This window comes from Deltaproteobacteria bacterium (assembly GCA_021737785.1).
In the GTDB taxonomy this organism is placed as follows: domain Bacteria; phylum Desulfobacterota; class DSM-4660; order Desulfatiglandales; family Desulfatiglandaceae; genus AUK324.
In genome coordinates, this window is the sequence record JAIPDI010000069.1 from 1 (window position 1) to 21,965 (window position 21,965).

Consider the following 21,965-nt stretch of genomic DNA (forward strand, 5'->3'; position numbering starts at 1 on the left):
GGCAGCAAGGACATACCGTCCCATGAAAGGCTGTACTTGGGGCTGGAACAGACTGTATTGTAAAGCCCTGCTGCCGTCCCCAGGAGCTGTATTCGGTTTTTGTCCCGCCTCCTGGGCGGGAGGCAGAGACCCCCACGGGGAAACTTCTTCGCACGTTGCAGAGAAGTTACAGACAAAGAGTCTAACCGACCAGCAATCGTTTTTTTACCTTGCCCAGGGGCGTTCTGGGGAAGTCTTTGCAGAAAACGATTTCCCTGGGCCATTTGTAGGGCGCCAGACGGCCCCGGCAGTATTCAATGACCTGATCTGACGAAAAATCCGCGCCATTCCTCGGGATGATAAAGGCCTTCCCCACCTCTCCCCATGTCTCATGCGCGATTCCGACCACAGCGACGTCCGCCACATCGGGGTGGCCTTTGAGTATAGCCTCCACCTCGGCCGGATAGACATTCTCCCCGCCCGAGATATACATATCCTTGATCCGGTCCACCAGATAGAAATACCCGTCTTCATCCATCCGGGCCAGGTCGCCGGTATACAGCCAGCCGTCCCGAATGGTTTCCCGGGTTCGGACCGGGTCCTGCCAGTACCCGGTCATCATGATGGCGCCTCTGACCGCGATCTCCCCGACCTCTCCGGTCTCAACAGGGTGGCCGTCCCTGTCCATAATTCTGACCTCGGCATGAAAAACAGGCCTCCCCACGGTTCCCGGCTTCCTGGCGCCCGCATCTTCAGAGGCCCAGAACAGGATAGACGTCTCTGTCTGGCCCATGATCTGCCTTACGGGAAATCCGGCCTTTCTGCACCGTTCCAGGAGGTCGGGCGTGGCCATTTCTCCCCCGATCGCTGATATCCTCAGAGAGGAAAGATCATATTCACCGTCGGTCATGGCGTGTATGAGCATTCGATATATCGTGGGCACCCCCAGGAATTTAGTGACCCTGTAATGCCCGATATCCCCGAAGGTCAGGGGAGGGTCAAAACGGGAATGGATAACGAGGGTCCCGCCTTTATACAGGATGGGGGAGGTCTGGATAAAGAGGCCGCCCGAGTGAAACATGGGGAGAATAACCAGCATGATGTCGTCAAAGGAGAGATCAAAGAAGATGTCGGCATTCAGACAGTTGAAGAAGGTCTTTCGATAGGAAAGAACCGCCCCCTTGGCCGGGCCGGTCGTCCCGGAGGTGTACATGATCACTTGAGGGTCTTCCGGATGCATGGGCCCGATGGACCCGGTAGGAAAAGGGGCCCGGCCGTCAAACCGACGCGTCTCGCGCAGATAGTCGATGGCCGGATTACTCTCCTGATCGACCTCAGGATAGACCCTTAGACAAGAGAAAAGAATATCGCGCGTTCTGTGCGTGGAATAAAGCCGATGTACCAACTCACGGTATTCACTGCCGAACACAATAATTCGGGGTTGGGCATTTTCTACGATATGTGCCAGTTCAGGGGCTGTCAGGCGGAAGTTCACGGGGACGAAGATGGCGCCCAACCGGGCGCATGCCAGGTACAGTTCAATGAATTCCGGGCAGTTCTTCAACATGACGACCACCCGATCCCCTTTTCGTAGACCGAGGGATTGAAGCCAGCAGGCGGTCCGGTTGGCGCGACCATGGAGGTTTGAATAGGTAATCCTCAATCCTTCAAAGAAGATTGCGGTCTTCTCCGGATGGAGGCCGCTCCATCGCTCGACCCACCAACCGATATTCATGGATTTGATCATCTTGACGTCCTCATGGGCCAGGCTATCACTTAAAATCCGATTAAAGACAAAGATACTTTTGGAGTTATTCTCTCATGGGATCGACATATTTCCTTGACTTATATCAAATTAGCATCTATTCTTCGCCCTCAAAAATGATATTATTAACCATGAGCGAAAGGAGATCGTATGGCAACTGTCAAACAAATTCAGCGCAGTTTGCAGATGGCAAAGAAGAAGCTGGCACGACTTAACAAAGAAGTAACAGCTACAAAAGGGAATATCAAGAAATTAGACTCGGCCCTTAAGAAGGCCAAGGCAGCGGAAAAGGCGGCTAAGGCCCAAGCGAAAAAACCGGCAACCAAGGCCAAGAAGCCGGCGGTCAGGAAAAAAGCAGCTGCCAAACAAAAGGCGGCAGGCAAGAAAGGGTAATCCCTTTTTTGAGCTGCTTTCCTGGAGCCGATCCGTATGGGGGAGAGCACACCCCCTTTGCTGAGGCTTGACTGAGGCAAGCCCTTTGAATCTTGTTTACTGCCTCAAGATCCGGATCGGATTCGCGATCGGTCTGTTTTGAATGCCTTCAAAAGCATTCAGCAGGCTTTTCCCCCATGCGACCAGAGTGGTTAGCGGTCGAGAGGGAACCCCCATTCTCTCAATTGGGCCGCCATGGTCGACCGGTGACTCCCGGGCCAGAAATATCTGTCGCATGATGGGCAGAAGCGGATGCGGCTCATGTTTTGATAAAAAACATACTCGGGGACCTTCTCCCGCGCGTCGCTCTCGCAGGCATGCCTCAATTGGGTGTTGCATATGAGACACCTGTTGAACCATGCCGAGGGCGGGGGGGTCATATGGAGTTCCCTTGTCAGTGCAATCAATTGTTCACTTACGTGATTGCCATGTATGAACACGGCCCTCTTGCCTGACATTTCCGCACGCTTCCGATGTCGCGTCAGCAGCAGCCTCCCCTCCCTGATGAGGGCATCCATGACCCCCGGAGGGTAGGAAGCCTGATAATGGGTGTCATAACCCAGCACCCTAAGCCATTTAGCCAACCTGCCCAGCATGGAATCCGCCACGAATCTCATGTCGTCCACATTGTATCCTCCCGCTGAGAGGGCTTTGACAAAATCGGTTCAAGCATAACCCCGATTTTTGTCCTTTGTCAATGACGGGGAACAGAGCACCGGCAATAGAGATCGCACATTCACCCAAGGCGGCCTGACGGCCGCAACCAAAAAGGTATTGGTGAGAATCCGGAATGATCACGAAAGCCTGGTTTTTGCTGTTTGTCTTTGTTATGATCAGTTCAAGTTTGTTCGCTCCAGAAGTCTTCGGACAATCCGGCGGCGACATGATCAAGTCGTTGACAATACACCCCATCGGCAGGATTGTGAAGGAAGACGGCCGGACCTTCATTGTACTGGATAAGAAATACGAGCCCGGTTTGTTGGGAATGGACAGGCTCTCTTCTGTGACTGTGATATATTGGTTTGACCGCAATGACTTCCCGGCAAAACGATCCATCCTCCAGGTTCACCCCAGGGGCGATAAGAATAATCCGCTGACAGGGGTTTTTGCCACCCGTTCGCCGGTACGTCCCAACCTGATCGGGGTGAGCCGGTGCAAAATCATATCCGTCAAAAAAAACATCATCGAGGTCGAGGAGATCGATGCATTTTCCGGATCGCCGGTAATTGATCTGAAAAACTGATTCTGACGTTTAGTGCCAAAAAAAGTCATCGGCGTCGAAGTAAAGCGGCGGCCGGGAAGCACGGGGAATGCGGGACCCTCTTCATGTTTTAGATTTCCGTATTCACATGGCGGCGGTTGAATCTGCAATACAGGAAGCATCTGGATGGCATTGATGAACAACATTTCTTTTCGCCCGATGACGGAAAAGGATATTGGGAGTGCGGATGCATTACGCCGGCTCGTGGGCTGGAACCAGACACTCTCCGATTGGCGTCGGTTCCTGAAATTAAGCCCCAAGGGGTGTTTCGTGGCAACAAAAAACAGTGCCGTGTTGGGAACGGTGACCTCGATCACCTATGAACAGAGGCTTTCATGGATTGGAATGATGCTTGTTCACCCCGAGCACCGGAGGCAGGGCATCGGCAGGAAGTTGATGGGACAGGTGCTGGCGTACTTACAGGGATGCGGGGTGAGATGTATGAAACTCGATGCGACACCGCTGGGGTTTCCCCTTTATGAACAGCTCGGATTTGCCCCGGAGTGGACATTGACCCGCTGGCAAGGTTATGGGAGTATTCACACATTCCCTTCAGAGGGCAGTTCTAATGTTACGCGAAATCTGGCCGACGCTGACTGGCCAGCTGTACAGGAGATCGATAAAGGGGCGTTGGGTGTGTCCCGGGGGAGTCTTATTCAGAGCCTGGCACGGCACAGCCGAAGGGCGCTGGTATGGCCGTCGCAGGGAAGGGCCGCCGGGTGGGGCCTCCTCCGTACCGGGACGCATGCGGATTATCTTGGCCCGGTCGTCTGTGGTGAGGACGATGCCGCCCTGGCGTTGGTGCATGAACTCCTTGTCAGCGCTGAAAACCGTCTGGTATTCTGGGATGTCCCGGATCAAAACAGAGCGGCCGCATCCGCTGTCCGGCAATTGGGGTTTGCCCCGCTCCGATGCTTAACCCGAATGCGCCTGGGTCCGGCCATTACCAAAAGTGATCCGAAGGCCCAGTTTGCCATTGCAGATCCGTCCGCCGGATAACCCTGGAACGGGTGAAGCGGGTCGCATTTGCTGCAGTTCGGAGGAAACACGTATGGGATTGAAGGATTTTTTCAGACCGGGCCCAGAAAAATATGAGCAACGGGGAGACGACTGCGTCAGGGGCTCTGATTGGGGCATGGCCAAACTGGCCTATGAAGCGGCCCTGGACGCCCTCCTCAAAAAAGGGACCGCCGATGCTGCCGAATCCAAAGCGAGAATTCTTGAAAAGCTGCGTCGGTCCATGGAGGCCCTGGTGCGTGAGCATATGGAGAGCGCTGAAGAACTACTGGGATCCGGATATATCGATGAAGCCCGGGAATTGCTTGAACTGTCCCTGACCCTGACACAGGATACGGAATTACGGGCGGACATTAGAAACAGGCTGCATGGAGCGGAGCGCCCTTCGCCAACGGTCGTTCAGCAGGACATAAGCGCGTTGGAACCGTTATTGCCGGTGGATGAACAGGAGAGCGCGGGCAATAATGAGGGGGATACCTTTATGGCCCTCTTAGGCGCGTTGCCCGAAGAGGTGCGGTCCGCCTATATCTCCTACGGCCCGTCGTTCCAGGCGGGATATCTGGCACTCAACAGAGGGGATTTTGAATTTGCAGTGGATGCCCTGTCCACCGCCATGGAAGAGAAACCCTCCCCGGCTTCCTTCATCCCCCTCGAGTTGGCCACGGCCTTTTTGAACCTGCAGCGTCTTGATGAAGCAAGGGAATTACTGGAAACCTTTGTTGCGCATCATCCAGACGCCCTTCCCGGTTATCAGGTCCTCTGTGAGGTCTTCTGGGAGGCGGGGGCCTTTGACCGGGCCGAGGCCCTTCTTGAATCCTGCCCCGAGGAACTCCGAAATTCTTCGGCCTACGTTTTGCTCAGAGGGGAAAGCATGTCTCAGGCCGGCAGGCCTTCGGAGGCTGCGGCCTTTTATCAGGAGTTCATGCAGGCATACGGACGACATGAAGCTGTTTTAAGCGCCCTTGCCGGAACATACGAAATCCTCGGAGATCTTGAACAGGCGGGTGATGTCTATGCTGAAATCATGAACCAGTGCCAGAGCTGTCACACCCGTGTGGATCCCCTGGTCCGAAGAAAACTGGCAGATATTCGCTTTGAGTTAGGTGAGCGGAGCGCGACGGTCCTGGAATCCTACCTGTCTCTGGCCCAAGATGACCCTTCCAACCGCCCCTTTTACTTTGACCGGGTCAGCCACATTTATGCCTCTATCGGGAATGAAGCGGAGGCCCGTCGGTTTCATCAGTTTGCCCGCCAGGCAGGCGAAGAAAGAAATTAGTGCCGACGGGCGCCCCGGAACCGAATGGATTATAACACCAGCAGAAATCTTTTTTTGTCTCTGACCGGTGGCCTGTTGCTGGGCCTTCCCTGGTCTATTTCGCCCCTGTTCTTTCTCGTTTTCATTGCCTGGACGCCCCTCTTTCTTCTTGAGGAGGAAATCCGGGATCACCCAAACCCCTACACCCTGTTCAATTATGCCTTTGTCGGTTTCCTCTTGTGGAATATTCTGGGATCATGGTGGATCATTCAAGCCCAGTGGTTGGGCGCCATTTTCATCATGCTGGCCAATGCACTCTTGCAGGCCCTGGTCTTCTGGTCCATAAGCCGCGTTCGCGTCAGCCTGAATATCCCCCTGATATTTCCCTTCACGATCATCTGGATGGGATATGAGTATTTTCATGAATCCTGGGACCTGGCCTGGCCCTGGCTGAATCTGGGCAATGCCCTGGTCACGGCGCCTAAACTCCTTCAGTGGGTTGAGTTTACCGGCCTTCGGGGGGGCACGCTCTGGATTATCCTGATCAATTTTGCGATCTTCAAATGGGTCTTGACCTATCGGAAAAGAAATTGGGGATCCATTGTCTTCCTCGGCGTCGCAACCGTTCTGCTGATGCTTGTCCCTGTACTGGTCTCTTATCATCTGTTTAATAATTTCAAGGAGGCGGGAGAAACCGTTACCGTGGCCCTGATTCAGCCCAATGTGGATCCATACACGGAAAAATTTGTGCCGGAGAGGTATGGCCAACATCTGAATGAATTCTTTAAGACAGCGGACGCCATCTGCGACGGGGAGACCGACTACCTCTTGGGCCCCGAGACCCTTGTGGTGCAGCATATTGACGAGGGAAACCCCTTCAAGTCGCCTTACTATCGTCAGTTGTTGGATTTTCAGGCAACATACCCAAAGCTTACTTGTCTGATCGGGGTCCACAGCTATCAGAAAGTCGAGGAGGATATCCCTCCCTGGAGCCGTTTCAACCGGGAAGAAGGCTTCTTTTATGAGGCCTTCAATACCGCCCTTTTTCTCTCCCCCGAATCCGCGCCCCAATTCTATCACAAAAGCAAGCTGGTCCCCCTGTTCGAACGCGTGCCGTTTGTGCAGTATCTCGGCTTTCTTGGAAAATATTCCCTGGAACTCGGCGGATATAACGGCACCTACAGCATTCGTCAGGGGAGCCGTGTATTCATGTCCCCCGACGGGTCCATCGGCATTCTGCCCATTGTCTGTTTTGAGTCGGCCTTTGGCGCCCACTGTGCACGGGACCTGCCGGAAGAAAAGGGCTTTATCTGTATGATTACCAACGATGGATGGTGGAAGCACACCCCCGGTTATCGTTACCACTTCAATTTCAGCCCCATTCGGGCCATCGAATGCCGCCGGGATCTGGTTCGGGTCGCCAACACCGGGATCTCAGCACTCATCGATGCAAGAGGCGTGGTGATGGCCCGCACGCCCTGGTGGAAAAAGACCACGCTCAAAGGCCGGATCCATCTTCGAGAGGGACGGACTTTTTTTGCCCGCCATGGGGACTATCTGGGGCGTATCTCCATTTTCTTGGGAATCTTTCTCATTATATGGGGTGAAACTGCAAACCTCGTCCGGAAAAGGCGGAGACGGATTGAGGGATTGGGGAATTGAGGAATTAGAGTCTTTGTCTGTAACTTCTCTGCAACCTGCGAAGAAGTTTGCCCGTGGGGGTCTCTGCTCAAGAGCTGCAAAAACCGAATACAGCTCTTGGGGACGGCAGCAGGGCTTTACAATACAGTCTGTTCCAGCCCCAAGTACAGCCTTTCGTGGGACGGTATGTCCTTGCTGCCTTTCCGTAAACATTATTCGGAGCCCGGGGGCGGCCGCCGAACGATACGACCGCATTTTATTGCAGCTCTTGAGCAGAGACCCCCACGGGCGTCCTCTGGGACTTGGGTGAAACCTGTTTGGTTGCGGCCGTCAGACCGCCTTAGGGAATTGAGGAATTAGGGAATTTAGGGATTGAGGGAATTAGGAATAAATCCCCGGCCGAGACCTTTTTTGGTTCCGGCCTGTCCGGATCGGGGAGTATCAGATGATGTATTATAAGACCGTTCATGATTCGTCCATAGGGAAAACCGTAATGCGCTGGCTGGCCCTGATCATCTTTCGATTTATGGGCTGGAAACCGGGGGGGGAAAGACCGCATATCTCCAGATATGTCATCATTGCGGCGCCGCACACCTCCAACTGGGATTTTCTTTACACCCTCTGTCTGGCCTTCATCCTTGAAATCAAGCCCTTCATCATGATGAAGGCCGCCTGGTTTCAGTGGCCGGTGGGTCCTTTTCTCAGATGGTTGGGGGCCATTCCCGTGGATCGCTCCAAATCCACCGATGTTGTGGCCCGGTCCATCCAGGCCTTTCGTGAATACCCGCAAATGGTTCTGGTGGTGCCTCCTGCCGGAACCCGCAGAAAAGTCATGTACTGGAAAACCGGCTTTTACCATATCGCCAGGGGGGCGAATGTCCCCATCGTACTGGGATACCTGGATTACCGACGCAAGGTGGGAGGCATCGGCCCGGTGGTCCACCCCACCGGAAATATGGAAGCGGATATGAAAGTCATTCGGGACTTTTACGCAGACATCGCAGGCAAATACCCCCGGAAATCGCGCGGCTTTGCAACGGCGGAATGGAAAATGCCCCTGTGAGGGGAAAGTGGCGGCTATGGCGAAAAATGCGGTGTCAAAAAAGCTGGAACAGCTGAGAGGATATGGGGAGGAAGACGACAGATGAGAAGCGACCCTATTGGTCTAGAAGCGGCCGGAACAGTCATATTCACACCGGGCCATTTTTCTCCCCAATTCGGCCAAGAAGCCGTCTTTTTGCATTGACAACACTGCACCATTAATGGCTTTCAGCAGGCTCTTGTCTTCTTTACGGACTGCTATGGCCACGACCTCGCGACGTAACGGCGGCCCCAGAAATTGAATTTTAAACTTTCCAAATTCGACGGCATGAATCCCTACAATCTGGTCAATGATAACGGCGTGCAGATTTCCTTTTTGGAGTTCCAATAATCCTTGGGTCCAGGGATCGAAAAAACGGATGTCGGCAAATCCTAACTCCCTGGCATCGTTCTCATAGTTTGATCCCGCACCGATGCCTACGGTCTTGCCTTTCAAATCGTCCAGATCCTGCATCCCGGACCCTTCCCGAACCACCACTCGGACTTCGGAGTGGTAATACGGAATGGAGAAAGACACGAGCTTCAGCCTCTCCTCGCTGATGGCCATACTCCCCAGGATGATGTCGTACTCCCCTGCCAGGAGCCCCTGTATAATGCCGCTCCATTTCTTGATGACGATTTTGGGCTTAACCCCGAGCCTTCCGGCCAATTCCAGGACCACATCCACATCAAACCCCTCCAGTTCACCGCTCTCGATGAGGTAGTTGAAAGGCGGATAGTCCGCACTCATGGCCGCACTGATTTCCCCGGCATCCCTGATGCGGGCCAAGGTACTCTCCTGCTCACGGGAACAGCCCGGATAGACGGAAATCATCAGCGATAAGAGCATGAGAACCAGAAGGTCGCCCCTGCGGATGCTCATATATGCAGAAACTCCTGAGCCATGTTGTGGATGCTTTCAGAAGGGTTTCCATGCAGCATAAAAGGAAACCTAGCCATGGAGAGGTCTCTTCATTACATGGTTTTTCATGATAAAGCGTTCTAAGACCTCATAGGGTTGTCCCCCTACCAGCCTGTTGCTGCTCATCATGAAGGTGGGGACGGCGATGATATTCATTTTACGGGATCTTGCCCAGTCCGAATCCACCGCGTCTTTGAAAATCCTTTTTTCCAGGACCTCTTTCGCTTCCTGGCCTGAAAGACCGGCCTTGACAGCCAGGTTGATCAGGTTCGGAATGCGGGCAATATTGGTCCCGTCAGCAAAATAGGCGTGAAAGGCGGCCTTGTGAAATAGCTCCCCCTTATCCCTTGATTCCGCCCATTTCCCCAGTTCCTGTGCCAGACGGCTGTCGTATGTTTTTTCCCTCCGGCCGAAAGGGAGTCCTTCTTCACCGGCCACACGCCTGAGCCTGTCCATTGTCTCATGGACATTAATCCCACGACCTTCAAAGAGCTTTTCCAAGGTCAGGCCTTCCAGAGGGGTATCCGGATGAAGCGGGAAAGCAGTCCACTGAATGTCAAATACGTAATGTTCTCTCAGTCGATCAACACGCCCCGTGATGAAGTAGCACCAGGGTCAGATATAGTCGGAAAAGATCTCCAGTACAGGTGTTTCAGCCATTGTATGGTTCTCATATCTTCCGTAGACGAAAGTCGTTTAGGTCCTTGCCGAAAAAGCAATGGTCTATAAGTAAAAAAATCTTTGTATTTTCGTGTGCGTCCCGCCTATATCCAGGCGGGACTGGTTGCGGCCCATAGGCCGCCTTGGGAGGAGTATAGGCGAATGTATCTTTGAAGGTCAAGTCAGTGCGGCAGATTAAAGGAAAAAGGAGAGAGGGACCTTGCTTTACAAATTCCATAAGATATGCTTAGATGAGCTGGCTCCGGCAAGCCCGGGGCAGCCATGCTGATGGGAAACGGGTCGGATATGGGGGTCGGAGGCGACCTCATGGAATACGGCCTCCACGCAGGCGTGCCTTTTGTATTGCAGGTGTCTGGTGAATCAGGCGTTTGATCATAAAAGACATGGGAAACCATGAAGTTTAGGTGAATCGATGGCCATCTCCTTTAAAAAGATCAAAGATCACATACGGTTGAGGCATCCCTTTAAAAACTTTTCAATGGATGAGATTCCCTTTGAAATCCGGTATGACCCTCTCACCGGACAGTCAAGCAGGATTTTTGACTTGCCGTATCGACCCATAGAAAGACCTGATTTTAAGAAACTCATCACAAAATCCAAGGAGATGGATTGTCCATTTTGTCCGGAGTCCTTAGAAAGAATGACCCCTCTTTTCCCGGAAGAACTGGTCAAAAGAGGCAGGATTCATGTGGGTGAGGCAGCTGTATTCCCGAATTTTCTCCCCCTCGACCGGTACGCCGGGGTCTGCATATTCGGGCGTGACCATTTTATCGGTCCGGGAGATTTTACCCCCGAAATCATCAGGGACGGATTTACGGCCGCCCGGACTTTTATAGAGATTATTGCCCTGCATGATCCCGGTGTTCGCTTTTTTAACATCAACTGGAACTACATGCCGCCTTCCGGCTCCAGCATCGTCCATCCCCATATCCAGATCAACTGCGGGGAAATCCCCACATATCAGCCGCGTCTTCAGATGGAATGCAGCCATGACTATTTCCTGAAAAACGGAAGGACGTTCTGGGAAGAGTATATGAATGCGGAAAAAGAATCTGATGAAAGGGTCCTTACGGAAACCGGGTCCACCTTCTGGACCCTGGGCTTTGCCCCCCAGGGCGCCCTTCCCGATGTGTGGTGCATCTTTCCGGAGTGTCGCTCCCTTGTTGAATGGAAAGATGACGAACGAGATGCCTTTCTCACGGGTCTCACCGCAGCGTTAAGGTATTTCGATCAGGAGGGCCTTTACAGCTTTAATGTATCCATATTTTCAGGACGGGAAAACGATCATTATCGCGTGAATGCCAGGATCACGCCCCGTCTCTTCCTAAGAGAGATCGGCAATAGCGACCAGAGCTATTATCAGGTGCTTCATCGGGAACCCACCTCTCTCCGGCCGCCGGAAGCTGTTCGAGAAAAGGTGCTGGCATTCTTCAAGGAAGCCTTTTCCCAATCTTAACCATCCACCAGAAAATCAAGAAGGGACCAGTCATGTTTTTTGAGCTCCGTCAGTATCGCATCAAGGAGGGGAAGCGGGATCGCTGGGTCAAATTGATGGAAGAGCAGATCATCCCATTCCAGGTGTCAAAGGGGATGGTCTTCGTGGGCAGCTTTGTCTCCCTGGATGAGCCGGACCTCTATATCTGGATACGCCGTTTTGAGAGCGAGAAAGAGGCGGAGCGGCTCTACAGAGAGGTATATGAGAGTGAGTTTTGGAAGACGAAGGTTAAACCCCTTGCCGATGAGATGCTCGATCGGGAAAGGATGCGGATTACGCGGATGGCCGCCACGGAAAAGTCTGTCATCCGATGAACAGGGTCCCCTGATCCTCCTGACCTTGCCCAAACTTCTGAACATATGGAAAAGATCTCCGTTCCAGACTCAACATCCGATGTCCTTATTATTAACTGTCTCGAAATAATACCGACATCTTCCTCATGCCGGACTCGATCCCCGCAAGTACGGGAACTGGATTTCCCGCACTTGCGGGGATCGAGTCCGGGACAAGCTTCGCCGGAATGACGGGCTGGAATTTATGCATTCAATAAAATCAATACATTACGAGAACTTTGGACTGTGGAGATCCTAAAGCGGATACCCGCAACCAAAACGCCTGTGTGCTGTCCCGTCATTCCGGCATGCCCTTAGCCGGAATCCACTCCGCCGTATTTCTGGATTCCGGCCAGAAACGTGCCGGAATGACGGAAGGCTAAGCGCGCAGTGGAAGGATGGCCATATTTTCTTGTTTTTTGTGACAGAAAACTGGGCGATAAGGCCTATAATATAACGAGAATTAATGACAGAACACTGCCGATGTCAATCGGAGTTCACCCCGGTCCGACCTGGGCGACCTCTCTTACGCATCTATCCCTTGCCTTCTGCCCAATGATAGCGTAAAATTCTTACTTTATTTGTCTTCCGTTAACCCGATGCAATCTATCCAGGCAGCAGATGTCATTCAAGAAAAAACCGGTTCAAGCAGCCTTTTTGTCTTTTCTCATTATGGCTATGGCCATTGTCTGCCTGCGGCCTGCACAGGTGGCCCTGGCAAACCCCTCTGTTTTTCGGCAGAGCATCATCGATTTCAATCTCAAGGCTTATCAAGAGAGCCTGTCTGACGGTTCCTACAAGGGCGCGGAAGGCATCCTCCTTGTCAGACCGGAGGTGGCCTCCTCTTTGGGCCTCAAGGCAGTGATCAATCAGGACTATCTCGCGGCCAGCGCCCTGGACGCTGAGGCGGAACGTCTCTTCAGCCAGGCTGTTTCTTCTTTGACATGTCAGGACAAAGAGTCTTTTGCCGGTGAACACGCCAAACGGGCAGGCGAATCGGCCCTGGCCAGCAGGGAAGCCCTTGATTCCGCGCGAAAGCTTTTTGCAGTTTACCGGTCTAAACTGACGCCCGAGACGGATGAGCGGTTGAATGACGTTGCCTGTTTAAGCCTCATGGACACCCTGTTGGAGGAGGGCCTGAAAAAGGCCTGTTTCAATCTGAGGGATGGGTTGGGAATCTTTTATAATCGATGTCAGGGATTGCCTGAAAATACCCCTTCCTTAACCCCTGCGAATGTGAGATTCGTCAATCATGTGTTTTCCGAGTTCCAGCAGAAGGGATCCGAGACAGATAAACAGCGCTTCGACCTTGGAACGCAGGGAAGGGACAGGGGAACGAATCCTGGGGTTTCATTGAAAACCGTTGTTAATCGGGAGGCCCCCGGCCTTGGGGCACGCATCCAATCGTGTCCCGACAGTCAGAAAACAAGTGGATATCCGGTGGATCCTCTCCTCTTCCTCGCCCTCATGAAGAGAGAATCCAATTTTGATCCCCTTGCGATTTCTTATGTGGGGGCCGCCGGTCTGACCCAGATTATGCCCAAGACCGGGATGGGCCTGGGGATGAAACAGATCTATCTGCCGTCCTATTTTGAAGAGGCCATGTCTCTCTTGCAACGTGAGCGGTCTCTTCGTCAGAAGGCCATCTCTATTATTTTGAAAATCACACCGGCGGATATGGCAACCCAGGCCGGGCTCGCCAGGGAGTTCATGCAGGACTCCTTGAAGTGCGGTGAGAACCGATCGCGTCTGTTTGCCCGTTATCGGAAGGATTTGTTGGAAAAAGATAAAGATGATCGTCTGGATCCATGCAAGGCCATGGCCTACGGATACGAATATTTCTCAGATCTCATGAAACTGCAGAAAGGGGATATCAGTCTGGCCCTGGCCTCTTATAATGCCGGACCGCACCGGGTAAAGCAGTATAACGGTCTGCCTCCCTTTGCCGAGACCGTGACTTTCCGGAACACGGTTTTGAAATATTATCGGGAATACCTGGAGAGGCTGAAACAATCAAATTGATGATGGGATGTGAGATGCGGATGAAGAATCCGGAATCGCATATCGCACATCGCAAGTCGCAAAAGAGGAGATGACGCATGACCACAGACGTCTTGACGCAGAGCGATCTCGGGGATATCCGGCTCGTCAAGCGGGGAAAAGTAAGAGATGTTTATGAGGTTGAGGATAAGCTGTTGATTGTTGCGAGCGATCGGATGTCGGCCTTTGACGTGGTGATGGATGATCCGATTCCAGACAAGGGAAGGATTTTGACGGCCATCTCGCTCTTCTGGTTCCAAAAACTATCTTCTGTGATCGAAAATCATCTGATCAGCAGCGATCCATCGGAGTATCCTGAGGTATGCCGTATGTACGCTTCCCAGTTGGAAGGCCGCAGTATGCTTGTCCACAAAACGAGACCCCTGCCGGTTGAATGCATCGTCAGAGGATATCTCTCGGGTTCGGGCTGGCAGGAATATCTTCAGGCAGGCGGTGTCTGCGGCATTTCGCTTCCAAAATACCTGCGCGAATCAGACAAGCTGCCGAGCCCCATCTTCACCCCTTCCACCAAGGCCGAAGATGGGATGCACGATGAAAACATCACTTGTGAGAGAGCCGCGGAGATCCTGGGAGAAGAGACCGCGAAGGAGGTCGAGCACATCAGTCTCCGTATCTATGAACTGGGGAGAGATCTTGCCGCTGAAAAAGGGATTATTGTGGCGGACACGAAATTTGAATTCGGTATAAAGGACGGTCGCCTGATCCTGATCGACGAGGTCCTGACCCCTGATTCATCCAGGTTCTGGCCCATGGCCGATTATCGTCCAGGAGGGCCCCAGAAGAGCTTTGACAAGCAGTTCCTGAGGGATTATCTGATCGGGATCAACTGGCCGAAAAAACCGCCCCCGCCCAGACTTCCGGCGGATGTCATTGAAAAGACGAGAGCAAAATATTTGGACGCATTAATCCGACTCACAGGAAAAGGGCTGTAAGCCGTATTGTCAAGGGAAATCATGAAACCGATTGTGTGCTTTATTGACGACTCTGCTTTTGAGCATGATCTGGTGCGCCATGAAATCGCCACTTCAGGCTCTGATCTCGAATTTGTACAAGCCTACACGTTCGACGAGGCCGTGGATCGATTGAACCACCATGTCCCGGCCCTGTTTCTCCTCGATCTGTGGGGGCAGGACCCGGACATAGCCGAACCCTATATGACTCCCATAGACGAACTCAGGACAAGGATCGCCGATTTTCCGACCCTTGAGCATGTTTATGAGGGATTGGATGATTTTGAGGGGGATCTTAATAATGAATACCTCAAAAGGCTTTTCGCGGTGGTGGATTGCTGGCGGAACCTTTTCGAAGACGCCTGCAACCGTATCGGTCAAAACAGAAAGTACGGCCTTTCCAATTTGAGACAGGTGCGGCTTCATTATCCTCAAACCCCGGCAGTTTTTTATACCCGAAAATCATTGATCCGTGATGCTGTTGCCATGTTCAGGGCCGGGGCCGACGGCCTGTTTATCAAGCCCACCGGATCGGACGACATGGATACGCGTCGTCTGACCCGTGTCAATGCCCCTTCCCTGTTGAACGATCTGAGAAAGATCATGGGCACGAAATACATGGGGGGTTGAATTTTTCGGGCATAACCGCTACGACCCCACCTTTGGTCTGGACTCCTCTCCATCTCTTTTGATTTTTGGTAACACCTCCGCATTCATCTTGTGTTCACGGACAGGTGAGAGAAAAAGGTCTCTTTCGAGGGCCCATATCGGACGGATTCCTGGAATCAGGGGAACCTGCGGCATAGGGCGAATTTTGTCAAAAAAATGCGGCCTTCAGTGGACTCCCAGAAGTTGCCGGGGCTTACCTTGACAAAGTTTTTCCTGATGCTTAGTATTGTTTTTAGTGCAAAAAAGGCGAGTCTGGTTAACCGAAATGTGATTGCGTTACTGAAATGTTCAGAAGCTTATGCAACCTGGACCAAGAACTCCCTGAAGGCATATCCGGTTTCAAGATGCAACGCAGGATGTGGAAATTCGAATATTACAGGAGTCTGACGTGATCAGTGCGATGAATGATGACAGGGTCAAGGATGAGGCGACGGAAACTTCCGCTGCGGAGGCTGAAGCGCCGCCCGCTGACGCAGCCCGGTCTAAGGATCAGAAAAGAGTAGATATTCCTTTAACCAAGATGACAAAGGATCAACTCATTGAAAAAATCGAAGAGGCAGAAGCGCTTTCACTGAAAAATTATGATCTTTACCTTCGCTCTCAGGCGGAAATAGACAACCTGAAAAAGAGGTATCAAAAAGAACAGCAGGAATTGGCCAAATTTGCCAATGAGTCGCTTTTGAAACAACTGCTTCCAGTGGCGGACAATCTCGAGAAAGCCATCGAACATTCACAAAACGAGACATCTGTGGATGCCCTGAGAAAAGGCGTTGAACTGACCCTGAAGGCGCTCATGGATGTCCTGCAGAAGGCCGGGGTGGAGACCATTGAGGCGGTGGGGGAGCCTTTTGATCCCAATTTTCACGAGGCGGTTTCAGAAGTGGCAGATGACAGCGTTGAAACCGGAACCGTGATCAAAGACCTCCAAAAGGGGTATGTTCTCAATCAAAGACTCATTCGGCCCTCAATGGTGATTGTCAGCAGAAAGACCGGATAACCGGAATCGGGAAATGAAATTTGCGAGTAGCATGCTTTGCATGTCATGTACACAGTCGGTTGTGGAGATATTCAGATATTTAGGAGGCGATTAATATGGGAAAAACAATAGGGATCGATCTCGGGACTACCAACTCGTGTGTTGCTGTTATGGAAGGCGGCGATGCTGTGGTGATTGCCAATGCCGAAGGAAGCCGAACAACGCCCTCTATCGTGGCTTTTACTGAAAGTGGCGACAGGCTGGTTGGGCAGACAGCCAAGCGGCAGGCGGTGACCAATCCGGAAAATACCGTCTTTGCGGTCAAGCGCCTGATCGGGAGAAAGTACGATTCCGCTGAAGTAGGAAGAGATATCAAGGTGCTCCCCTACAAGATCGTCAAGGCAGCCAATGGCGATGCCCACGTGTCTGTCCGGGGGAAAGACTATAGTCCGGCAGAAATATCCGCCATGATCCTAACCAAAATGAAGGAGACTGCAGAGGAGTATCTCGGCGAGAAGGTCACAGATGCTGTGGTGACCGTCCCGGCATACTTTAATGACAGCCAGAGACAGGCCACCAAAGACGCCGGCCGTATTGCCGGCCTTAATGTGGAAAGGATCATTAACGAGCCGACGGCTGCGTCCCTGGCCTTTGGCGTGGACAAGAAGGGTGACAAGAAGATCGCTGTATTCGATTTGGGCGGCGGGACATTTGACATCTCGGTGCTGGAGATCGGCGAGGGCGTCTTCGAGGTCAAGTCGACAAACGGCGATACCCATCTGGGCGGTGAGGATTTCGACCTGAGGATCATCGATTACCTGGCAGATGAATTCAAGAAGGATCAGGGGATCGATCTGCGAAACGATAAGATGGCCCTTCAACGGTTGAAGGAAGGTGCTGAAAAAGCCAAGATCGAATTGTCGGGGTCCATGGAGACGGATGTGAATCTCCCGTTTATTACCGCCGATGCCAGCGGCCCGAAGCACCTGAATATCAAATTGAATCGTTCAAAACTGGAGTCTTTGGTGGATGACCTGATCCAGAAGGTCGTCGCGCCCTGTAACATGGCATTGAAAGATGCGGGCCTTTCAGCCAAGGAAATCGATGAGGTAATCTTGGTCGGGGGCATGACGCGCATGCCCAAGGTCCAGGAAAAGGTGAAGGAAATCTTTGGCCAACAGCCGAACAAGGGGGTGAACCCCGACGAGGTGGTGGCTGTCGGTGCGGCGATTCAGGGCGGTGTGCTGAAGGGCGAGGTAAAGGATGTACTCCTTCTCGATGTTACCCCTCTTTCGCTGGGCATCGAGACCTTGGGGGGCGTTTTTACCAAACTGATAGAAAAAAATACCACCATCCCCACCAAGAAGAGCCAGGTCTTCTCCACAGCGGCCGACAATCAGCCCGCTGTTGAGATCCATGTGCTCCAGGGCGAGCGGGAGATGGCAGCCTACAACAAGACCCTGGGACGATTTCAGTTGGTGGGCATCCCCCCGGCACCGAGGGGCGTTCCGCAGATTGAAGTAACCTTTGACATTGATGCGAATGGGATCGTAAGCGTTTCCGCAAAAGATATGGGCACAGGCAAAGAGCAGTCAATCAAAATCACCGCCTCCAGCGGTCTGAGTGAGGAAGAGATTGAACGGCTCATCAAGGATGCGGAACTGCACGGGGAAGAAGACAAAAAGAAAAGGGAACTTATCGATGCCCGGAATATGGCGGACTCTCTCATCTACTCCACCGAAAAATCCGTCAAAGAAGTGGGGGATAAGTTGGATGAGGCCATAAAGGGCAACATCACCCAGGCCATTGAGAATTTGAAAAAAGCGATGGAAAGCGATGACGCGGACGAGATCAAGCGGCTGAGCGACGAATTAACCCAGGCCTCTCATAAACTGGCCGAGACCATGTATGCAAATGCCACCAAGGAACAGGCCGAGTCAGGAGGCGGACCTGGCCCTGATTCCACCACCGGATCTTCAAAAGACGAGGACGTGGTGGATGCCGATTTTGAGGAAGTCAAGAAGTGATCAGACGCGTGTCTTTAGTAAAAGCGGCTATCCCCGTCATTATGGCAGGGATAGCCTTTTTTTTGGCCGCATGTCAGCCTAAAACGACGCCTCCTGTCATGGTTGAGAAGGGTAAACCGGATCCGCTGGTTCTGGCCGAGAGCTATGTCGAAAGGGGCGAGCTGGAGAAGGCCCTGGAGGCATACGGGCGTTTTCTTCAAGACGCGCCGAAAACTGAAAAATCGGCTCTGGTCCTCAAACGCACATCTGAAATATACCTCGAACTCAACCAGCCTGCAGAGGCCCTGACGGTCATGGAAGAGATTTGCCAGGAATACCCGGATCTCGACTGGATTCCCGGGATGCGATATGATATGGCGACCATCCTTTCCCGTATCGGCGAGCACAGGCGGTCTGCAACCGAGGCCTTGTCATGGCTCGACACATACCCGCAGCATCCCCTGAAAAGGGATGTCTATTTTCTGTTGGGGGAGGACTTCAGTGCATTAGGGGATAAGGCTGAGGCGTTTCACTGGTGGCTTATGGCCAAAAAAGAGTGGGCGGGCGATTCCGAGGAGGCAGCGCGGATCGATGAAAGGCTGAATGAATTGATTGCCGGCAGCGGACCCATGTTGCTCCGTCAGTTTGCAGTAGATGCTGCGGGGACCCCCTATGCCCCCCAAATATATGATCGCATGGCCCAACTCCATCTTGAACAAGGAGAATCGGGATCCGCGGAAAGGGCGGCAATATCTTTGCTCCATTCCACTAACGACGACATCTGGATCTCAAGGGGAAACGCCTTTCTCGCGCGTTTGAAAGAAGAGAAGGCCGTCAAGCAGGGAGTACTCGGGGTACTGCTCCCTCTCAGCGGGCCTTTTTCCATCTATGGAAAAGAGGTCTTGAAAGGGATACAACTGGGCATGGGCCTATCGAACGATTCGTCCGGAAACCCCGGCTTGACGTTGCTGATCAGAGATACCGAAGGGAGTCCGGAAGCGGCCGCAGCAGCGCTTGAAGATCTGGCCAACATCCAAAAGGTCATGGCGGTCATCGGTCCTGTTTCGAGCACCGCGGCCGGTGCTGCAGCCAAGAAGTCCCAGGAGGCAGGTGTCCCGATCATCACCTTGAGCCAGAGGGAGGGAATCGTGGAACAAGGGGATATGGTTTTTCGCAACCTTCTCACGCCTGCCCAGGAGATTGAGGGTCTTCTCGATGCTGCGCTCAACCGGATGGGACTGAAGCGTTTTGGGATCCTGTACCCGGATAATGCCTATGGCCGTTACTGCATGGAGACCTTCTGGGGCGGATTGGAACAAAAGGGCGGGATCGTGACCGCTGCGGAGTCGTATGGGGTTGATCAGACGGATTTCGCCGATCAGATCAAGAAAATGGTAGGGCTTTACTATCCGAGGCCTGAATCCCTGGTGAAAAAACTTGAGGATATGCGGACGCCTGAAGATAAGAAAGGGGTCCCGGCTCCTGAAGAACCGGAACCGATCATCGATTTCGATGCCATTTTCATACCGGACAGCTCTCAGCGCGTCGCCATGATCGCGCCTCAGCTGGCCTTTTATGACGTGCTGGGCGTTCAGCTCTTAGGGACCAGCGCCTGGCAATCTCAACAACTGATCGAGATGGCCGGGAAGTATGTTCAGGGGGCTGTTTTCTGTTCAGGATTTGCACCGAACGCCGTTGATCCCGAGGTTCGGGCATTCGTTGACGCATACAGGGAAAACTTTGACGGGGATCCCGACATCCTGGCAGCCAATGGTTACGATACTATCCGCGTATTGAAGAAGATCCTGGCCGAAGAATCGATTCGAACCAGAAGAGATCTCGCAGCGGCATTGCTCGGATCTCCGGGCATAAAAGGCGTTTCAGGGACCATCACCTTCGATACCCGGGGCGAGGCAGAGAGAACACCGATACTCTTGAAGATCTCAGGAAACACCGCGTCACTCCTGAACTAATGCTGCCCCCCAAGGCGCGATTACAATCAGTGCCTAACCAGGCAAATCGTCTTCCACCTGCTCTTCCTTCAATTTTTCTTCTTTTTTCTTCCGAGCCATCACGGAAACCAGGATCCCTACCTCATACAACAGGATCATGGGGCCTGCCATCATGCACTGGGTAATGACATCGGGCGGGGTTAATATGGCGCCCACAACAAAAGTGAGAAGAATGGCGTATTTCCGTTTCCGACGCAGTACTTCCGGCGTCACCATCCCCATTTTCGTTAAGAAGAAGATGACTACAGGGAGTTCAAAGACAATGCCGAAGGCAAACAGGAGCTTGATGGAAAAGGAGAAGTATTCCTTAACAGACGGAAGGGCCTTGACGTACTCGTTGGAAAACCCGATAAAAAATTTGAACCCGAACGGGAAGACGATAAAATAGCCGAAAAGGGATCCCCCCACAAAAAGAATGCTGGAGGCCACCACAAACGGGATGACGTATTTTTTTTCCCGCTGGTAGAGCCCGGGGGCGATAAACATCCATAACTGATAAAAAATAAAAGGGGCCATCAACAGGGCGCCGGACAGAAAAGATACCTTCAGGTAAGTAAAAAACATCTCGGGCAGATTGGTGAAGATGAGCCGGTCACCTTCGGGCATCACCGCCTTGAGGGGCATGATCAGCACCTGGAACAATTCTTCGGAAAATGCATACGAGGCGGCAAACCCTATGCCCACGGCAATGGCACATGCCACCAGCCGCTTTCGTAACTCCTCCAAATGCCCCAGGAAAGGGAGCTTTTCATCATCCGTCATGCCGGTTTTTCTCCACGAGGGTGTCCGGCGTGCCCTCAACCGGATCCTCTTTCTGAGCAGATTCTTTTTTATCCTCGTTTCCCTTCAGGCTGTCGTAATCTTCCAGCATCTGATCGAAATCTTCATACTTTGGTTTTTCATCATCAGAGGGGGGGTGACCTTCCGGTTCTGCAGGTTTATCCAGACCGCTGACAGTATCGATAAGATCTTCTTTAGCCCCTTTCAACTCTTCTTCCAGGTCCAGACTTCCCTTGATTTCCTGGGTCGCCTTCTTGAACTCGGACATCCCTTTTCCAAGGGCCTTTGCCAGATCGGGCAGTTTCTTGGGACCGATGACGATCAACGCAATCACCAGAATTATGATGAGTTCGGGCATCCCCATGCCAAACATATTTCCCTCCTTTCAGGGCCATACCGTACGCATGCCTGACCCAAGGCCATTTTTTCGATTGAAGTGGCCGACTCCCAAGGCGGCCTGACAGCCGCAACCAAACAGGTTTCACCCAAGTCCCAGAAGCGTTCTGGACGCCCGTGGGGGTCTCTGCCCAAGAGCTGCAATAAAATGCGGTCGTATCGTTCGGCGGCCGCCCCCGGGCTCCGAATAATGTTTACGGAAAGGCAGCAAGGACATACCGTCCCATGAAAGGCTGTACTTGGGGCTGGAACAGA

20 protein-coding genes are annotated in these 21,965 nt (G+C 52.7%); 14 read left to right on the forward strand and 6 right to left on the reverse strand.

Features of this window, described 5'->3' with window-relative positions; translation table 11 throughout:
• Positions 1 to 181: 181 nt before the first annotated feature.
• Positions 182 to 1,714 carry a long-chain fatty acid--CoA ligase gene (locus K9N21_22035; GenBank protein MCF8146597.1) on the reverse strand — a complete coding sequence of 511 codons (1,533 nt, stop codon included), beginning with the start codon at positions 1,712 to 1,714 and terminating at the stop codon, positions 182 to 184.
• Positions 1,715 to 1,894: 180 nt separating this feature from the next.
• On the opposite strand from K9N21_22035, the gene K9N21_22040 reads away from it, so the two are divergent.
• Positions 1,895 to 2,137, forward strand: a complete 243-nt coding sequence (locus tag K9N21_22040; GenBank protein MCF8146598.1) for a hypothetical protein — start codon at positions 1,895 to 1,897, stop codon at positions 2,135 to 2,137.
• Between the two features lie 191 nt (positions 2,138 to 2,328).
• Here K9N21_22040 and K9N21_22045 read toward each other — a convergent pair whose 3' ends face one another.
• The gene (locus K9N21_22045) at positions 2,329 to 2,802 is read right to left on the reverse strand and encodes a hypothetical protein (GenBank protein MCF8146599.1); all 474 of its coding nucleotides are present in this window, start codon (positions 2,800 to 2,802) and stop codon (positions 2,329 to 2,331) included.
• Positions 2,803 to 2,966: 164 nt separating this feature from the next.
• Between K9N21_22045 and K9N21_22050 the strand changes: the two genes are divergently transcribed.
• From K9N21_22050 to K9N21_22070, 5 genes are all read left to right on the forward strand, one after another.
• Positions 2,967 to 3,419, forward strand: a complete 453-nt coding sequence (locus tag K9N21_22050) for an SAM-dependent methyltransferase (GenBank protein ID MCF8146600.1) — start codon at positions 2,967 to 2,969, stop codon at positions 3,417 to 3,419.
• A 153-nt stretch (positions 3,420 to 3,572) separates the two neighbouring features.
• On the forward strand, positions 3,573 to 4,436 hold the full coding sequence (locus K9N21_22055) for a GNAT family N-acetyltransferase (protein ID MCF8146601.1): 864 nt from the start codon (positions 3,573 to 3,575) through the stop codon (positions 4,434 to 4,436).
• 52 nt (positions 4,437 to 4,488) lie between these two features.
• Positions 4,489 to 5,730 (forward strand): hypothetical protein, encoded by a 1,242-nt coding sequence (locus K9N21_22060; GenBank protein ID MCF8146602.1) that lies wholly within the window; start codon positions 4,489 to 4,491, stop codon positions 5,728 to 5,730.
• 24 nt (positions 5,731 to 5,754) lie between these two features.
• Positions 5,755 to 7,371 (forward strand): apolipoprotein N-acyltransferase, encoded by a 1,617-nt coding sequence (lnt, locus tag K9N21_22065; protein ID MCF8146603.1) that lies wholly within the window; start codon positions 5,755 to 5,757, stop codon positions 7,369 to 7,371.
• A gap of 424 nt (positions 7,372 to 7,795) precedes the next feature.
• On the forward strand, positions 7,796 to 8,413 hold the full coding sequence (locus K9N21_22070; GenBank protein MCF8146604.1) for a lysophospholipid acyltransferase family protein: 618 nt from the start codon (positions 7,796 to 7,798) through the stop codon (positions 8,411 to 8,413).
• Positions 8,414 to 8,515: 102 nt separating this feature from the next.
• Here the strand turns inward: K9N21_22070 and K9N21_22075 are convergent, their stop codons facing one another.
• Entirely contained in the window at positions 8,516 to 9,313 is a 798-nt protein-coding gene (locus tag K9N21_22075) for a transporter substrate-binding domain-containing protein (protein MCF8146605.1), read from the reverse strand.
• A 69-nt stretch (positions 9,314 to 9,382) separates the two neighbouring features.
• Positions 9,383 to 9,952, reverse strand: coding sequence for a DsbA family protein (locus K9N21_22080; GenBank protein ID MCF8146606.1), 570 nt, complete (start codon positions 9,950 to 9,952; stop codon positions 9,383 to 9,385).
• A 721-nt stretch (positions 9,953 to 10,673) separates the two neighbouring features.
• On the opposite strand from K9N21_22080, the gene K9N21_22085 reads away from it, so the two are divergent.
• The 8 genes from K9N21_22085 (at position 10,674) to K9N21_22120 (ending at position 20,495) form a co-directional block, all read left to right on the forward strand.
• On the forward strand, positions 10,674 to 11,489 hold the full coding sequence (locus K9N21_22085; protein ID MCF8146607.1) for a hypothetical protein: 816 nt from the start codon (positions 10,674 to 10,676) through the stop codon (positions 11,487 to 11,489).
• 32 nt (positions 11,490 to 11,521) lie between these two features.
• A complete protein-coding gene (locus K9N21_22090) occupies positions 11,522 to 11,842 on the forward strand; it encodes an NIPSNAP family protein (protein ID MCF8146608.1) in 321 nt (106 codons plus the stop codon).
• A 639-nt stretch (positions 11,843 to 12,481) separates the two neighbouring features.
• Positions 12,482 to 13,882 carry a transglycosylase SLT domain-containing protein gene (locus tag K9N21_22095; GenBank protein ID MCF8146609.1) on the forward strand — a complete coding sequence of 467 codons (1,401 nt, stop codon included), beginning with the start codon at positions 12,482 to 12,484 and terminating at the stop codon, positions 13,880 to 13,882.
• A 77-nt stretch (positions 13,883 to 13,959) separates the two neighbouring features.
• Positions 13,960 to 14,853: a phosphoribosylaminoimidazolesuccinocarboxamide synthase gene (locus K9N21_22100; GenBank protein MCF8146610.1), complete on the forward strand. Its 894-nt coding sequence runs from the start codon at positions 13,960 to 13,962 to the stop codon at positions 14,851 to 14,853.
• Positions 14,854 to 14,874: 21 nt separating this feature from the next.
• Positions 14,875 to 15,501: a response regulator gene (locus K9N21_22105; protein ID MCF8146611.1), complete on the forward strand. Its 627-nt coding sequence runs from the start codon at positions 14,875 to 14,877 to the stop codon at positions 15,499 to 15,501.
• A 427-nt stretch (positions 15,502 to 15,928) separates the two neighbouring features.
• Complete coding sequence (grpE, locus tag K9N21_22110) at positions 15,929 to 16,537, forward strand: nucleotide exchange factor GrpE (GenBank protein MCF8146612.1); 609 nt, start codon at positions 15,929 to 15,931, stop codon at positions 16,535 to 16,537.
• A 95-nt stretch (positions 16,538 to 16,632) separates the two neighbouring features.
• A complete protein-coding gene (gene dnaK, locus K9N21_22115) occupies positions 16,633 to 18,543 on the forward strand; it encodes a molecular chaperone DnaK (protein MCF8146613.1) in 1,911 nt (636 codons plus the stop codon).
• Positions 18,540 to 20,495 carry a penicillin-binding protein activator gene (locus K9N21_22120; GenBank protein ID MCF8146614.1) on the forward strand — a complete coding sequence of 652 codons (1,956 nt, stop codon included), beginning with the start codon at positions 18,540 to 18,542 and terminating at the stop codon, positions 20,493 to 20,495. Before dnaK ends, K9N21_22120 begins: the two co-directional genes overlap by 4 nt.
• A gap of 33 nt (positions 20,496 to 20,528) precedes the next feature.
• Here K9N21_22120 and tatC read toward each other — a convergent pair whose 3' ends face one another.
• Positions 20,529 to 21,296, reverse strand: coding sequence for a twin-arginine translocase subunit TatC (gene tatC, locus K9N21_22125; GenBank protein ID MCF8146615.1), 768 nt, complete (start codon positions 21,294 to 21,296; stop codon positions 20,529 to 20,531).
• Complete coding sequence (gene tatA / locus K9N21_22130; GenBank protein MCF8146616.1) at positions 21,286 to 21,687, reverse strand: twin-arginine translocase TatA/TatE family subunit; 402 nt, start codon at positions 21,685 to 21,687, stop codon at positions 21,286 to 21,288. The genes tatC and tatA overlap by 11 nt, the downstream gene beginning before the upstream one ends.
• Positions 21,688 to 21,965 lie beyond the last annotated feature (278 nt).